Genomic DNA, 15,050 nt, shown 5'->3' on the forward strand with positions numbered 1-15,050 from the left:
GCAACTGACCGGACAAAGGCTTCCCATGAGTGAAGATGCGCAAGATGTCGTACTGATCGTCGAAGACGACGAATCCATTATGTTTGTGCTGGGTGAATACCTGGCGGGCCTGGGGTATCGGGTCTTGAAGGCGGTAAACGGTAAGGAAGCCTTTGAGATTCTGGCGACCAAGCCGCACCTGGACCTGATGGTGACGGATTACCGCCTGCCGGGCGGTATCTCCGGCGTGCAGATCGCCGAGCCGGCGCTTAAAGTGCGGCCGGAACTGAAGGTCATCTTCATCAGCGGTTACCCGCAGGAAATTCTCGACTGTAACAGTCCGATCACGCGCAACGCGCCGATCCTGGCCAAGCCGTTTGACCTGGATACGCTGCAAGAACATATCCAGCGGTTGCTTGCCTGAGACTGGCGGCGCCTGAGCATCCAGGCGCCGTTTGGCTCAGAGATTCAAGGCTGTAACGCGCGCGCATTGGCATTGAGCGTGCTGGCGGGTGTGTAGGCAAATTCCCATCCGACTTTTCCATTAAAGCCGTTCAAAAAGCGCTGAAGACCTTCGCCGTTGCCGAGCTTGTAGACGGTCACTCCACCGCTGATCTGCCCGGTATTCCCACTGCTGATCATGGCCAGGTCCAAGTCCGGGCTGTTGGTGTTGAACAGGAACAGCTCGTTGTGATGGGTCTTCTGAATGTAGACGGTGTGGGCAAATTCCCCGCCCTCATACGCGTGCCTGAAGTTCAAGAGCCCTGACTCCGTGATCTGCGCCGGATTGAAGGTGGTTTTCAGGCTGTCCGGCTTGATGCCCATCAACTCAAGATAGCCTGCGGAGTAATTGGAACCGCCTGTGCGGTTGGTGGCCGCTTTCACCGTCTCCAATACGCTGGGCGAGAGGGTCTTTTCAGCTTGCCCTATGCGTATCGACGCTTCGTAGCAGATCAGGCCCTGATTGTCCGGATGCGCGTGCAACGTCTCCCAATGGTGCTTCAATTCAGCGTTCGAGAGGCTGCGTGGCCCTTGGGAAGGCGTGATGGGCGTGTCGTAGAGGGCTTTGAGGTCTGGCGTGAATACGCTGTTTTTTTGTTGCCACGCATCATCATGATCAAAGACCTTGAATTCGAGTTTATTGCGCTCAGTGCCGTGGGTTTTATAGCCCTTGGCCAGCTTCTTGTCGTTGAACACCTTATCAAGCCCGCCTCGCATGGCTTCGGCGCTTGGAAACGTGGCAAGGCCATGGTTGGGGTCGTAAAAGTAGTAAGTCTTGTCGGCGCCGTTTATTTTTACGCCTGCCGCCATTGCATGGCCTGGCGAGTCAATCATGACCGATTTCGAGGCGTGCGCCTGCGCCAGTTCCTTGATCATGTCTTGATAGGCGACCTGCCGAATGGGCTGCCCTGCGTGGAACGCAGCCTGGGACCCCACCTGAGTTTGAAGCCTGTTTAATTTGTCGATGAAATCCCTGGACGCCGGGTCCCTGGGAAAGGCTGCGGCGGTGTACATGTTCTTGATCAGTACGTCTTGCTTTCCCTCTGCCATCGCGCTGGCCATGGCGCGTGCGAGCGCTGCACATTGCCCTTCGGCCAGTTGTGCGGTCTGAGTGAGGTAAATAACCTGCGGCATGGCCGTTACCTCACCGAATCTCGGTTCGATGCGATCGATAAACCGGGCGGAGCCACTTCGCCCGGGCTCGTAGGCGATGTCATCATATTTTCGCACCAACATCCCGACTTGCTCCGTCGTGAGGTCCTTGTTGCCGGCCAGGGTCATAACCTGCGCAATCGTCATGTTATTGCGTGCTCCGCTGATCGTTTGCAGATCGCCATACCGATAACCCTGCTCGAAGGCTTCCTTATCGGGCCCATTTCGGTGAGTCGCGACAGTTTTTTTCCAGTCGCCGACAACACGCTCATCCAGCGGCTTGCGCGCCGTGGCTGCCGTTGCCCAATTGCCCAGCCCCTGCGTATCAATATGGGCCGAGGGCAGGAAATCCTGTAAGGGCGTCCCGTAGGGTTGTCCATTGGCGGGGTTGTAGGCGTACCACTTGCCGTGCCGCATAACCGCCGGCGCCTCGACAATTTGATGGTTGATTCGGTAGGTGCCAAAGGAAGATGAATCGTAGCGTTTGCTTGCCGATATCAGGTCATAGCCGTTTGACGTATGAGCCAGCCCGCGTAATTGCCGCAGTTCACCAGCGCTGGATGACCACACTTTTTTACCGCCGGCAATCAGGCCGCGCCCGATATCGGTGACACCGTCCAGCGGGTTAAGCGTGCCCAGCGCCGCGCGCCCGATAATCTTTGTACCGTGAGCGACTTTACTTGCAGCGGACGCACCGGCATGCAGCGCTTTGGCGCCTTTAGCCGCCGCGCCCAACGCCAGGGCAAAGCCGAAGGCATCGAATACCAGATCAATCACGCCGTCACGCACGTTACCTGCCCGAAAATTCTGAATAGCGGACCGTAAGGGGATCAGGTTGAGCAGAAATTCGCGGGCTTTTTGGTAGAACGGAACCTCGGTGTCGAACGTCGTCACGCCCTTGGCCTCATCCGCCAGTTCACGGATGCCGATATGTTTTACCAGGGTGTCGGCAATGTACCGGGTTCTCTCGCTTGCAAAGCTGTTGGGCGTGCCGCTCTGGCGTTTTGCATCGGTAACGCTTGCCGAATAAGTGCCGGAAGGTGTGATTGCCTTGAGCATCGGGCTCTTATGGGTGTGACCATCGCTGTACAGTTGCGGCCCCAGCGGATAATCCTTTAGCTCAGCACGTTGGCGAATCGTATTGTCGTTCAGATTTATTTCATACACGGTAGTGTCACCGCCGAGCACCGCTTTAATCAGTAATGCACCGGGTACTTTCGTTTCGTTCAGCGTTTGACTGAAACCCGTGTGGGAGACGCGGAACTCTTGGAGCGTAGTGATCTGTGCGCACTCGATCTTTTTTCTGTCTTCGAGCGCAAGGGTCGCAATAAGGTGCTTGACTTGCGTGCCAATCGCCTTTTCAGCGGAGGAACAGTACTGGGGAAGCTCGCTTGCGAAGCGTGCATTGATGTCAGCCAGTTGGTCAGCCTTACCGGAGATAGTCCGGAAGTCGAATTGATTACCTGCTGACCAATGGGAGGCTGGAGGCGTGCTGATAGTGCCGTGCAGGTAAAGATCCAGCACCGAATAAGGCCCCGGAAAATCACGTTGTTCCGGGACGGATGTGATGCATTTTTTCTCGAATGGTATCCGGTCGCCGTAAACCCGCTTGAGCTCATCAAGCGCCATTTTCTTGCGTTCAGGCATGGGGGTGGAGAGGGCGCTTGAGGCTTCGCTCAGCTGTGCAATCTGGTCATTGAACGCCCGAGTGACGCGACTCATCTGGTCGGCGCTGTAGTCATCCGAGGTGTTCAGTTGCAGAACCCCATTGGCTACCCCCCAATCTTTAAGCGCAGCCCACTGGGCCTGCTGTTCCACCTCTTGCTCCTGCTCCGTGACGGGGGCCAGGTCGGCCCGCTTCATGACGTCGGCATAGCTCATGTGCGCGGTTGCGCCCGGCGCCTGATGCTCAAGGCGTGCCACGGCGACACTGAAGCTGACCCAACTGTGGGAACCGCATGTCACGTTGTCGGGGATGTTCTGGACCAAAAACGCCGGTGCGCGGCGTGACAACAACAAGTGGGCCGCAATCGGCGCCATCTCCACACTGGCACGTCCCTTGGCAACCAGGTGACTGGTCAGCCCGGCGACTACGGCTGAAGGGTGCCGGCCCCAATGCGCATAGTTGGCCAGGTCAAAACCGGCGACGCCGGTTCTGACGGGGCTCGACGTGTTGCCCGCTTCGGATTCTTCGTCCAGGGTCGCGCCGAGGGCGCCCAGGGTCCAGTCGTTGATGCTATCGGGCGTCGATACCCCCTCATATCTCTGCTGCAGCGCCACGCCCAGCGCCTGGGCCTTGGGCGTCGCCAGAAGGGTTTGAATGAACTGCGTCGGGTTACTCAGCTCGGAGGTTGAATAAATTTCGTTGCGCGTCAGATAGCCCAGCAAACCTTGGCTCGATTGGTAATTCTGCAAACCACTGATGCCCAGCGTGTTTTGCCTGAGGCTACGCCTCATGCTGGACCTGTCAGCATCACTCAGCGGAATCGGCCAGGCCAATGCGCCGCCGAAGTTACCGTGAGACGCCCCTGCAAGTGGCGGGGTATCCAGTGCCTCGCCCACATTTATCAACTCGTCGATGCTGTCGGGCAGCTTCCAGCCTTTATCGCTGAGGTATTTTTCGAGGCTGACCGTAAGGGCGTCATCCAAGCCTTTGTTGAGCGAGTCGCCATGCAGCCTGAACGTCGTGCGGGCTAATTCATCGCGAATGAACGACGGCAACCGCTCGGAGGCTGGCCGCCGCCTTGGAGTTGCCGGGGCGTCAGCGAGCTTTTGCGCCTCAATGATGATAGGAATCAACTTAAAGGCCGCCGTCCTTTGGTTGTGTAGCTCCGCCAGTTTGGCCTGTTCGTCGCGCAGTACCTGTTCGGATCGCTCAGGCGCCAATCGTGCCGGACCGAAGGCTTTTGACTGCTCAAGCTCTGCGGCGCGAATGCCCAGCGCCTCACGGGTTTGCCCGGTGATGGCCTCACCATAAAAATCGGCGACTTCGCGGTAGTCGGCGGTGGTTCTGTTGACCGGGGAGTAAATATAGTCGGACCTGGAAGTGAGCGCGCTTGCGGCCTGCATGATCGGCGCCATCATCGACGTCCACAAATAGCCTTGCGCGAAGCCCGAAAACGTCTTTGGCTTACCGTCGACGACGGCAACGATGTAATTGCTCGCGGGGCTGATCTCGATAGGTTTCGAACGATCAATGCCGTTGCGGCTTGCCCACACAACAAAGTGCGGGCTCGCCATCAAATTGTTCAGGTGTGACCACCATTGGCCGAACGAGGAGGCGGGAGGGATGTTCTCTATATAACGAAGCTCGCCGGTCCTGGCCGCAAGGCGCTGTGTTTGCGCCACACGCAATGCCAGCTCACTGTCGGCTATGTCGCGCGCACTCTGCGCGGCGGTTTCAGGCACATGCCGGGGAGCCTCTTGGGGCGTCACCGCGCGTGGACGGCGCGCGGCGCTGTCGGCCGGTGTATTCGAGGGAATCTGAAGCGTTGGATGAACGAGGCGCGAAGCGATCATGGCTGGATGGGTTCCTAGGTGGATTCAGTTTCACCCCAGCGGCATATACGACGCTGCGATGGCAACTGTGTACCCTGGCCCCCTGAAGCGATTCCTTCCTTGCAGGAACGATTCGTTGCGCGATATTGCCTCGCTTGCCTTATGTCTTAATCATTTCCCTCACCTTCGCCGTTAACAGGTCGAAGGTGAACGGCTTGGTGATCAACTGCATCCCAGGGTCGAGAAAACCTCCACGCACCGCCGCATGTTCGGCGTACCCGGTGATGAACAGCACCTTGAGTTCCGGCCGCAGCTGGCGGCCGATTTCCGCCATCTGCCGGCCGTTCATGCCGGGCAAACCGACGTCGCTGATCAGCAAGTCGATACGCTGCTCGGATTCAATGATCGGCAGCGCCGTGTCGGCATCTCCGGCAACCACATAGCCGTAACCCAACTCCTTGAGCACGGCGCAGACCAGTACGCGCACCGCCGGGTCGTCCTCGACGAGCAGCACGGTTTCCCCGGCATTGGCAAAAGGCAGCAACGCCGGGTCGACCAACGGGACAGCGTGCATTTCGCCGATAAAACGCGGCAGGAACAGGCTGACAGTGGTGCCTTTGCCCACCTCGCTGTGAATGGTGACGTGGCCGTGGGACTGGCGGGCGAACCCGTAGATCATTGACAACCCCAGGCCAGTGCCCTGGCCGATGGGTTTGGTGGTAAAGAAGGGGTCGAACACCCGGCCGATAACGCTTTCGGGTATACCGCAGCCGTTGTCGCTGATGCTCAGCTCGACGTAGTCACCCGGGGTGAGGGTGCCGTAGGCGGCGGTAAAGACGTTGTCCAGGTGGCGATTGGTGGTCTCCACCCGCAGGTTGCCACCATTGGGCATGGCATCGCGGGCATTGAGCACCAGGTTGAGCAGGGCGCTTTCCAGTTGGTTGGGGTCGGCTTCAGCGGTCCACAATTGCTCGGTGAAGCGCATCTCCAGATGGATGCTTTCATTGATGCTGCGTTGCAGCAGTTCGCCCATGGAACTGACCAACTGGTTGATATTGACCGGCTTGGAATCCAGCGATTGGCGGCGGGAAAACGCCAGCAGGCGGTGAGTCAGGCCGGCGGCACGGTTGGCGGACGTGACGCCCAGGTCGATCAGGCTGTCGAGGTCGTCGAGCTTGCCGCGTGCCACGCGCCTTCGCAGCAGCTCCAGGCTGCCGATAATCCCGGTGAGCATATTGTTGAAGTCGTGGGCAATGCCGCCGGTGAGTTGGCCCACGGCCTCCATTTTCTGCGATTGACGCAGGGCTTCCTCGTTGTTGCGCAATTGCGCGGTGCGTTCCTCGACTTGCTGCTCAAGGGTTTCCAGGGTGCGTTGCAGGCGCAGTTCGCTCTCGCCCAGGTCGATCAGGCGGTCGCGGGCTTCATATTGGCGGCGCCGACCGCGCAGCGCCGTGCTGACCAGGCTGATCAGCGTGACGGGATGGAAGGGCCGCTCCAGGAATGTCACGTTGCCCAGCAGGCCGCTGAGGTGCGACGAGCCGTTCTGCTCGCCGCCACCGTGATGGGTCATCAGCACGATGGGCATGTCCGACCATGGCGGCTGTTGATGCAGGTACTCCAGCAGCGGCTCCAGATCGACGCCACGCAAGGCTTCGGCGGCGATGATCAGCAGGCCGGCGCCCTGTTCCAGGGCCTCGCACAACATTGGCAGGTGCGTGGCGACGATGCCGCTGTAACCCGCCTCGTTGAGCATTTGCAGGGCCAGTGCGCTGTCGCGACCCAATGGCGCCAGGATGATTGCGCGTTCGGACACACCGGGTAGAGTCGGCACTATCCCTCTTCCTTGAGCAGAGGGGAGCCGGCCCCCATGTAGGTGGGGATGCCGCGCAGTACGCCCTGGAAGTTGTCCAAGGGCTCGCCGACGGTCAAGCCACGGCTGCTGATGCGGTATTCGCGAATCGTCGATTCGTGGGAGCCGGTGCGTTTCTTGATGATCGAAATGGCGCGACGCACTTTGCCCAATGCCTCGAAGTAACGCAGCAGAATCACGGTGTCGGCCAAATAAGTGATGTCGACCGGTGTCTGCATGTCGCCGACCAGCCCGTGCTGGGCGACAGTCATGAAGGTGGCCGCGCCGCGACGGTTGAGGTACAGCAGCAACTCGTGCATATGCAGGATCAACGCGTTCTCTTCCGGCATTGCCGCCTGGTAGCCGTTGATGCTGTCGATCACCACGGTCTTGATCCCGCGCTCGTCGACGCAACGGCGCACCCGGTGGGAGAACTCGCCGGGAGACAGCTCGGCGGCGTCCACTTGTTCAATCAAAAGGTTGCCGGTGGCCTGCAGGGCGGCGAGGTCGATGCCCATGTTTTTCATGCGCTCGAACAACAACCCCAGCTCTTCATCAAAGATGAACAGCGCGGCTTTTTCCCCGCGTGCCACGGCGGTAGCGGCGAAGATCATCGAGATCAGCGATTTACCGGTACCCGCCGGGCCCAGGATCAGGCTGCTGGAGCCGGTCTCGACGCCACCGCCCATCAGCGCATCCATTTCCAGAATGCCGCTGCTCAGGGTTTGCCGCACATAGCCACCACGGTGTTCCGCCGCCACCAGGCGCGGGAACACGTGGATGCCGTCTTGCATGATCGTGAAATCATGAAAGCCGCCACGGTATTTCTGGCCGCGGTACTTCACGATCCGCACGCGACGGCGCTCGGCACCGTAGCTGGGCGTCAGTTCTTCCAGGCGAATCACCCCGTGGGCCACGCTGTGTACGGTTTTATCCAGGGATTCGGTGGTCAGGTCATCCAGCAGCAGTACGGTGGCGTCGTAACGCACGAAGTAATGTTTGATCGCCAGGATCTGCCGGCGATAGCGCAATGAGCTTTGCGCCAACAGGCGGATTTCCGAAAGGCTGTCGATCACCACGCGGGCGGGCTTGACCCGCTCCACCACTTCGAAGATCTGCCGGGTGGCTTCGCCCAGTTCAAGGTCCGAGGAATACAGCAGGCTTTGCTGGTGCTCGGCGTTGAGCAGGCTTTCGGGTGGGGTCAGTTCAAAAATGTGGATGTTGTCATCCAGGTCCCACCCGTGGGATTTGGCGCCCTGGCGCAGCTCGCGCTCAGTCTCCGAGAGGGTGATATACAAAGATCGCTCGCCGTTTTTCGCTCCGGCCTGGAGGAAATGCAGCGCCACGGTGGTCTTGCCAGTGCCAGGTTCGCCTTCGAGCAGGAACAGGTGGCTACGTGAGAGCCCCCCGGAAAGAATGTCATCAAGACCTTCGATGCCGGTGGCCGCCTTTTCACTGAACAGCGCTTTGGATGTAGACAAGAAGTGCCCTCGATTCAGGTACAAGTAGAGGGGCATGCCCGTCACGACATGCCATGTTCACTTGACCATGGCACTTTGCAGCCGTTCCACAATTGCTGCAATTTGTCGCTGTAAGCGGCCGCTGTACAACCCGTTTTGGCGGGTCTACAGGCCTTGTTGCAGCGCCGGATCATCGGGGTTCTGCTGTTCCAGTTGAGCCAGTAACACCTGCACATTCTGCAATTGGCCGCTCTCTTTCCAGTAGTTGACCAGCAACACCCGCGCCTTGCGGTTGGCGGGGTGGCGCTGCACGATCTCCTCCAGCTGGCGCTGCGCGGCTTCCAGTTCCTGTTGGTCGTGCAGGGTGGTGGCCAGGTCGTAGCGGTAATCCTGATGGTCCGGCTCCAGTTCCACCGCCTTGGACAGGCCGAGCAACGCATAAGGCCGCTCGCCATGGTGCAGCAGCCACATACCCAGGGCGTGTTGCAGGTACGCCGACTCGGGGTGTGCCGCCAATTGGCGCGCCAATAGTTGCCGCGACTCTTCGGTCTTGCCTTGTTTATCCAGCAACTCGATTTGCGCCACCACGGCCTGGAGGTTGTCCGGCTCCAGGCGCATCGCTTGCTCCAGGGCATTTTGTGCATCGGGCAGCAGCGCGCTGTGGATGTAAAGGCGCGCCAGTTGAATCCAGCCATCGGCGGTTTCGGGCTGGGCCTTGAGGTATTTCACGAATTCATCCAGCACTTGCTGCAACGGCCCGAAATACAGGCCCAGGGTGTCCGGCGACAAGCCGAGCAGGGCATTGGCGGCAGCAAAGCGCACGCTTTGCTCCGGGTCATCGAGCAGCGGGCCGAGCAACAGCGTGCGCTGCCCGCTGGGCACCAGGCCCACAATGCTGTGGATCGCCGCTTCGCGCACCCGTGGCGAGTCGCTGGCCAGGTCTTTGTCCGCCAGCTTCAAGGCTTGGGGGCTGGGGTAGTTGGGCAACTCGGCGTGCAATGCGGCACGACGCTCTTCAGACAGGTCCGGCCGCCCCAATTGCTGATACAGCACACGGGCGGCCCCCGGCTCGCCGTTACGGGCCTGTTTCAGGGCCTTGGAGTAACCATGGGCAATGGCAGGCGTCACCGCCACCGGGGTGGAACGGGACAAATACCAGGTGATCAGCACAATAAAGAATAGGGCGCACAGGCCAACGATGGCGTAACGGCGTGACTTTGACATGCAGGCGTCCAAAAGCTCGAACAGCGAGGGAAAAGTCGTCAGCTTCTGTCAGACCAAGGCAGGTGTCAAACCCGCATCAACGGAGTACGTACGCCACCGGATCAAGGACCGGTGCCCCCAGGACGTTGAGCCGGCGGGGTCTATGCTCCAGGAGCATTGGCCAAAACAGTCAGCCATGTTGAAGGCTTTGACCATTGCTGCTCAACGGCGCTGAAGCGACTATTCGGCCCATACGCTCGTTACCCGGTCCATCGTTCAAGGAAACAATGATGCAGATTGAAAACAAGGTTTTTCTGGTCAGCGGCGGCGCTTCGGGCCTCGGCGCAGCCACCGCTGAAATGCTGGTAGCCGCCGGTGCCAAGGTAATGCTGGTGGACCTGAACGCCGACGCAGTGGCGGCCAAGGCCAGGCAGTTGGGCGATAGCGCCCGCAGCGTGGTAGCCGATATCAGCCAGGAGACCGCTTGCGAAGCCGCCGTGCAGGCCGCTGTTGCGGCCTTTGGTGGCCTGCACGGGCTGGTCAACTGCGCGGGTGTGGTGCGCGGCGAAAAAATCCTCGGCAAGAACGGCCCCCATGGGCTGGCGAGTTTTGCCCAGGTGATCAACGTCAACCTGATCGGCAGCTTCAACCTGCTGCGCCTGGCGGCGGCGGCTATCGCCGAAACCGAGGCGAATGCCGATGGCGAACGCGGGGTGATCATCAACACCGCCTCCGTGGCGGCGTTCGACGGCCAGATCGGGCAGGCGGCGTACGCCGCGTCCAAAGGTGCGATTGCCAGCCTCACATTGCCGGCGGCCCGGGAACTCGCGCGCGTGGGTATTCGGGTGATGACCATTGCGCCCGGCATCTTCGAAACGCCGATGATGGCCGGCATGACCGAGCAAGTGCGCGACTCCCTGGCCGCCGGCGTGCCATTCCCGCCACGCCTGGGCAAACCGGCTGAATACGCCGCGCTGGTGCGGCACATTATTGAAAACAGCATGCTCAATGGCGAGGTGATCCGTCTCGACGGCGCCTTGCGCATGGCGGCCAAGTAAGGAGCGGTACTCATGAGTGATCCCATTGTTATTGTCAGTGCAGTGCGCACGCCCATGGGCGGCTTTCAGGGCGACCTCAAAGGCCTGACCGCGCCGCAGTTGGGTTCTGCCGCGATTCGTGCGGCGGTCGAGCGCGCCGGTATCGCCCCGGATGCCGTGGATGAAGTGCTGTTCGGCTGCGTATTGCCCGCCGGCCTGGGTCAGGCGCCCGCACGCCAAGCGGCGTTGGGCGCGGGCCTGGACAAGTCGACCCGTTGCACCACCCTCAACAAAATGTGCGGCTCGGGCATGGAGGCGGCGATCCTGGCCCATGATTCGCTGCTGGCCGGCAGCGTCGAGGTAGTGATTGCCGGCGGCATGGAGAGCATGTCCAACGCGCCGTATCTGCTGGACCGCGCCCGCAGCGGTTACCGCATGGGCCATGGCCGCGTGCTGGACCATATGTTCCTCGACGGCCTGGAAGACGCCTACGACAAAGGCCGCCTGATGGGCACCTTCGCCGAAGACTGCGCCCTGCATAACGGTTTCAGCCGCGAGGCCCAGGACGCATTTGCCATCGCCTCCCTGACCCGTGCCCAGGATGCGATCACCCATGGCAACTTCGCCGCCGAGATCGTCCCGGTACAGGTCACCGTGGGCAAGGAGCAGAAAACCATCCTCCACGACGAACAGCCCCCCAAGGCCAAGTTGGACAAGATCAGCAGCCTGAAACCGGCTTTCCGCGAAGGCGGCACGGTGACGGCGGCCAATTCCAGCTCGATTTCCGACGGTGCGGCCGCGTTGCTGCTGATGCGTGAGTCCGAAGCGTTCAAGCGTGGGCTCAAACCATTGGCGGTGATCCGCGGCCATGCGGCGTTCGCCGACGAGCCGGGGCTGTTTCCGGTGGCGCCAGTGGGGGCGATCCGCACGCTGATGAGTAAGACCGGCTGGGACTTGGCCGAGGTCGACCTGTTCGAGATCAACGAAGCTTTCGCCGTGGTCAGCCTGGTGACCATGAGCAAACTGGATATCCCCCACGCCAAGGTCAATGTCCACGGTGGCGCCTGCGCGCTGGGGCATCCGATCGGGGCCTCCGGTGCGCGCATCCTCGTGACCCTGCTCTCGGCCCTGCGCCAGAAAGGCCTCACACGAGGTGTTGCCGCCATCTGCATCGGCGGTGGCGAAGCCACGGCCATGGCCGTCGAATGCCTGTATTAAGGACTCTGCACCATGCTGCCCAATGACGAACAACTGCAAATCAGCGACGCGGCCCGGCAGTTTGCCCAGGAGCGCCTGAAACCCTTCGCCGCCGACTGGGACCGTGAACACCGCTTTCCCAGGGAAGCCATCGGCGAGATGGCCGAACTGGGCTTTTTCGGCATGCTGGTGCCGGAACAGTGGGGCGGTTGCGACACCGGTTACCTGGCCTACGCCATGGCCCTGGAAGAAATCGCCGCCGGTGACGGCGCCTGCTCGACCATCATGAGCGTGCACAACTCGGTAGGGTGCGTGCCGATCCTGACGTTCGGCAACGAGCAACAGAAAGCGCAATTTCTTACGCCCCTGGCCAGCGGCGCCACGCTCGGTGCTTTCGCGCTGACCGAACCCCAGGCCGGCTCCGACGCCAGCAGCCTGAAGACCCGTGCGCGCCTCAACGGCGACCACTATGTGCTTAACGGCTGCAAGCAGTTCATTACCTCCGGGCAAAACGCGGGCGTTGTGATTGTGTTCGCGGTCACCGACCCGGCTGCCGGCAAGCGTGGCATCAGCGCGTTTATCGTGCCCACCGATTCGCCGGGCTACAGCGTGGCGCGGGTTGAAGACAAACTTGGCCAGCATGCGTCGGACACCTGCCAGATCCTGTTTGAGGACGTGAAAGTGCCGGTGGCCAACCGCTTGGGTGAGGAGGGCGAAGGCTACAAAATCGCCCTGGCCAACCTTGAAGGCGGTCGCGTCGGCATCGCCTCGCAGGCCGTGGGCATGGCCCGCGCCGCGTTTGAGGCGGCGCGTGATTACGCCCGTGAACGCGAGAGCTTCGGCAAGGCGCTGGTCGAACACCAGGCCGTGGCGTTTCGCCTGGCCGACATGGCGACGCAAATCGCCGTGGCCCGGCAAATGGTGCACTACGCCGCGGCCCTGCGTGACAGCGGCAAGCCGGCCCTGGTGGAAGCATCGATGGCCAAGCTGTTTGCCTCTGAAATGGCCGAAAAAGTCTGTTCGGCCGCCTTGCAAACCCTGGGCGGTTACGGTTACCTGAGCGACTTCCCCCTGGAGCGGATCTACCGCGATGTGCGGGTCTGCCAGATTTACGAAGGCACCAGCGATATTCAACGCATGGTCATCTCACGCAATCTTTAAGGAGCCGATACATGAGTTACGAAACGATTTTGCTCGACGTCCAGGGCCGTGTCGGGCTGATTACCCTCAATCGCCCCCAAGCCCTCAATGCGCTCAACGCGCAATTGGTCAGCGAGCTGAACCAGGCGCTGGACGGCCTGGAAGCCGACCCGCAAATCGGTTGTATCGTACTGACCGGCTCGAAAAAAGCCTTCGCCGCCGGCGCCGATATCAAGGAAATGGCCGAGCTGACCTACCCGCAGATCTACCTGGACGATCTGTTCAGTGACAGCGACCGCGTGGCCAACCGCCGCAAGCCGATCATTGCCGCCGTGAATGGTTTTGCCCTGGGCGGCGGCTGTGAGCTGGCGCTGATGTGCGACTTTATCCTGGCCGGTGATGGCGCCAAGTTCGGTCAGCCGGAGATCAACCTCGGCGTGCTGCCGGGCATGGGTGGCACTCAGCGCCTGACCCGTGCGGTGGGCAAGGCCAAGGCCATGGAAATGTGCCTGACCGGGCGCTTTATCGACGCCGTGGAGGCCGAACGCTGTGGGATTGTCGCGCGTATCGTGCCGGCCGATGACCTGTTGGACGAGGCGCTGAAGGTCGCCACGCTGATTGCCGGCAAATCGGTGCCGATCAGCATGATGGTCAAGGAAAGTGTGAACCGTGCGTTTGAAGTGAGCCTGTCCGAAGGCGTGCGGTTTGAGCGCCGGGTGTTCCATGCGGCGTTTGCGACGCTGGATCAGAAGGAAGGCATGGCGGCATTCGTGGCCAAACGGGCGCCGGAGTTCAAGGACAAGTAACACGCTCCCAAGAACGCCGCTGACCCTAGGTGGGACGGGGTTGCTCCCTCCCACCTAGGTTTTTGTGGTGTCTCACTCAGAGCTGGTAGTTCTTCAGCTCTCTGGCAATCACCAGGCGTTGAATCTCGCTGGTCCCTTCGTAAATCTGCGTGATCCGCGCATCCCGGTAGTAGCGCTCCACCGGGTAGTCCTCCAGGTAGCCATACCCGCCATGAATCTGCATGGCTTGGGAGCAGACCTTCTCAGCCATCTCCGAGGCGAACAGCTTGGCCTGGGACGCTTCCGACAGGCATGGCTTGCCGGCACTGCGCAGGCGCGCGGCGTGCAGGATCAACAAACGTGCCGCGTTCAGGCGGGTTTGCATGTCGGCCAGCAGGTTGGCCACGCTCTGATGTTCAATGATCGCTTTGTCGAACTGCACACGGTCGCGGGCATAGGCCAGCGCCGCTTCAAATGCGGCGCGGGCGATCCCCAGGGCTTGGGCGGCAATGCCGATGCGGCCACCTTCAAGGTTGGACAGCGCAATCGCCAGGCCCTTGCCGCGTTCGCCCAGCAGGTTGGCCTCGGGCACGGTGCACTGGTTGAGGGTGACGGCGCAGGTGTCGGAGGCGCGAATGCCCATCTTGTGTTCGGTGCGGTCCACCACAAACCCTGGGGTCTGGGTGGGGACGAGGAACGCCGAAATACCTTTCTTGCCCAATTGCGGGTCGGTCACGGCAAACACAATGGCCAGCTTGGCGCGTTTGCCGTTGCTGACAAATTGCTTGGCACCATTGATCACCCACTGGCCATCGCGCAGTTCTGCACGGGTGCGCAGGTTATGCGCTTCGGACCCGGCCTGGGGTTCGGTGAGGCAAAAGCAGCCGATCGCCTGGCCGCTGGCAAGCTCGGCCAGCCAGGTTTGCTTCTGCTCAGCTGTGCCGTAGTTGAGGATTGGCCCGCAACCCACTGAATTATGGATACTCATCAGTGCGCCAGTGGCGCCATCACCGGCGGAAATTTCCTCCACCGCCAGGGCGTAGGCCACGTAATCGACGTAGGTGCCGCCCCATTCTTCAGGCACCACCATGCCTAGCAGGCCGAGCTCGCCCATCTTCGCCACCAGGGCGTCGTCGATCCAGCCGGCTTTTTCCCAGGCTTGGGCGTGAGGGGCGATTTCACCACGGGCGAAGTCGCGCGCCATGTCGCGAATCATTACTTGTTCTTCTGTGTATTCAATATCTTGCAT

10 protein-coding genes are annotated in these 15,050 nt (G+C 60.9%); 5 read left to right on the forward strand and 5 right to left on the reverse strand.

Features of this window, described 5'->3' with window-relative positions:
- Positions 1-25 precede the first annotated feature (25 nt).
- Complete coding sequence (locus AB4O23_RS18025) at positions 26-403, forward strand: response regulator (protein WP_017528049.1); 378 nt, start codon at positions 26-28, stop codon at positions 401-403.
- Between the two features lie 44 nt (positions 404-447).
- On the opposite strand, the gene AB4O23_RS18030 is transcribed toward AB4O23_RS18025, so the two are convergent.
- The 4 genes from AB4O23_RS18030 to AB4O23_RS18045 form a co-directional block, all read right to left on the reverse strand.
- Complete coding sequence (locus AB4O23_RS18030; protein WP_460116727.1) at positions 448-5,151, reverse strand: hypothetical protein; 4,704 nt, start codon at positions 5,149-5,151, stop codon at positions 448-450.
- Between the two features lie 139 nt (positions 5,152-5,290).
- A complete protein-coding gene (locus tag AB4O23_RS18035) occupies positions 5,291-6,961 on the reverse strand; it encodes an ATP-binding protein (RefSeq protein ID WP_065879066.1) in 1,671 nt (556 codons plus the stop codon).
- On the reverse strand, positions 6,961-8,460 hold the full coding sequence (locus AB4O23_RS18040) for an ATPase domain-containing protein (protein WP_135196677.1): 1,500 nt from the start codon (positions 8,458-8,460) through the stop codon (positions 6,961-6,963). The genes AB4O23_RS18035 and AB4O23_RS18040 overlap by 1 nt, the downstream gene beginning before the upstream one ends.
- 144 nt (positions 8,461-8,604) lie before the next feature.
- Positions 8,605-9,663 carry a tetratricopeptide repeat protein gene (locus tag AB4O23_RS18045; RefSeq protein WP_460060202.1) on the reverse strand — a complete coding sequence of 353 codons (1,059 nt, stop codon included), beginning with the start codon at positions 9,661-9,663 and terminating at the stop codon, positions 8,605-8,607.
- 269 nt (positions 9,664-9,932) lie between these two features.
- On the opposite strand from AB4O23_RS18045, the gene AB4O23_RS18050 reads away from it, so the two are divergent.
- The 4 genes from AB4O23_RS18050 to AB4O23_RS18065 are packed head-to-tail and all read left to right on the forward strand — an operon-like array spanning position 9,933 to position 13,822.
- Entirely contained in the window at positions 9,933-10,700 is a 768-nt protein-coding gene (locus tag AB4O23_RS18050; protein ID WP_460060204.1) for an SDR family NAD(P)-dependent oxidoreductase, read from the forward strand.
- Positions 10,701-10,712: 12 nt separating this feature from the next.
- On the forward strand, positions 10,713-11,897 hold the full coding sequence (locus AB4O23_RS18055) for an acetyl-CoA C-acyltransferase (RefSeq protein WP_068931850.1): 1,185 nt from the start codon (positions 10,713-10,715) through the stop codon (positions 11,895-11,897).
- A gap of 12 nt (positions 11,898-11,909) precedes the next feature.
- Complete coding sequence (locus AB4O23_RS18060) at positions 11,910-13,037, forward strand: acyl-CoA dehydrogenase (RefSeq protein ID WP_135196678.1); 1,128 nt, start codon at positions 11,910-11,912, stop codon at positions 13,035-13,037.
- Positions 13,038-13,048: 11 nt separating this feature from the next.
- Entirely contained in the window at positions 13,049-13,822 is a 774-nt protein-coding gene (locus AB4O23_RS18065; RefSeq protein ID WP_068931849.1) for an enoyl-CoA hydratase, read from the forward strand.
- Between the two features lie 76 nt (positions 13,823-13,898).
- On the opposite strand, the gene AB4O23_RS18070 is transcribed toward AB4O23_RS18065, so the two are convergent.
- Positions 13,899-15,050 (reverse strand): acyl-CoA dehydrogenase family protein, encoded by a 1,152-nt coding sequence (locus tag AB4O23_RS18070; protein ID WP_017528039.1) that lies wholly within the window; start codon positions 15,048-15,050, stop codon positions 13,899-13,901.

It is taken from the genome of Pseudomonas sp. H2_A10 (assembly GCF_054680085.1).

Bases quoted from the DNA above. Each gene is read 5' to 3' on its own strand.
- AB4O23_RS18050 (WP_460060204.1), top strand. From the start codon at position 9,933: ATGCAGATTGAAAACAAGGTTTTTCTGGTCAGCGGCGGCGCTTCGGGC.
- AB4O23_RS18070 (WP_017528039.1), bottom strand. From the start codon at position 15,050: ATGCAAGATATTGAATACACAGAAGAACAAGTAATGATTCGCGACATG.
- AB4O23_RS18045 (WP_460060202.1), bottom strand. From the start codon at position 9,663: ATGTCAAAGTCACGCCGTTACGCCATCGTTGGCCTGTGCGCCCTATTC.
- AB4O23_RS18065 (WP_068931849.1), top strand. From the start codon at position 13,049: ATGAGTTACGAAACGATTTTGCTCGACGTCCAGGGCCGTGTCGGGCTG.
- AB4O23_RS18025 (WP_017528049.1), top strand. From the start codon at position 26: ATGAGTGAAGATGCGCAAGATGTCGTACTGATCGTCGAAGACGACGAA.
- AB4O23_RS18060 (WP_135196678.1), top strand. From the start codon at position 11,910: ATGCTGCCCAATGACGAACAACTGCAAATCAGCGACGCGGCCCGGCAG.
- AB4O23_RS18055 (WP_068931850.1), top strand. From the start codon at position 10,713: ATGAGTGATCCCATTGTTATTGTCAGTGCAGTGCGCACGCCCATGGGC.
- AB4O23_RS18030 (WP_460116727.1), bottom strand. From the start codon at position 5,151: ATGATCGCTTCGCGCCTCGTTCATCCAACGCTTCAGATTCCCTCGAAT.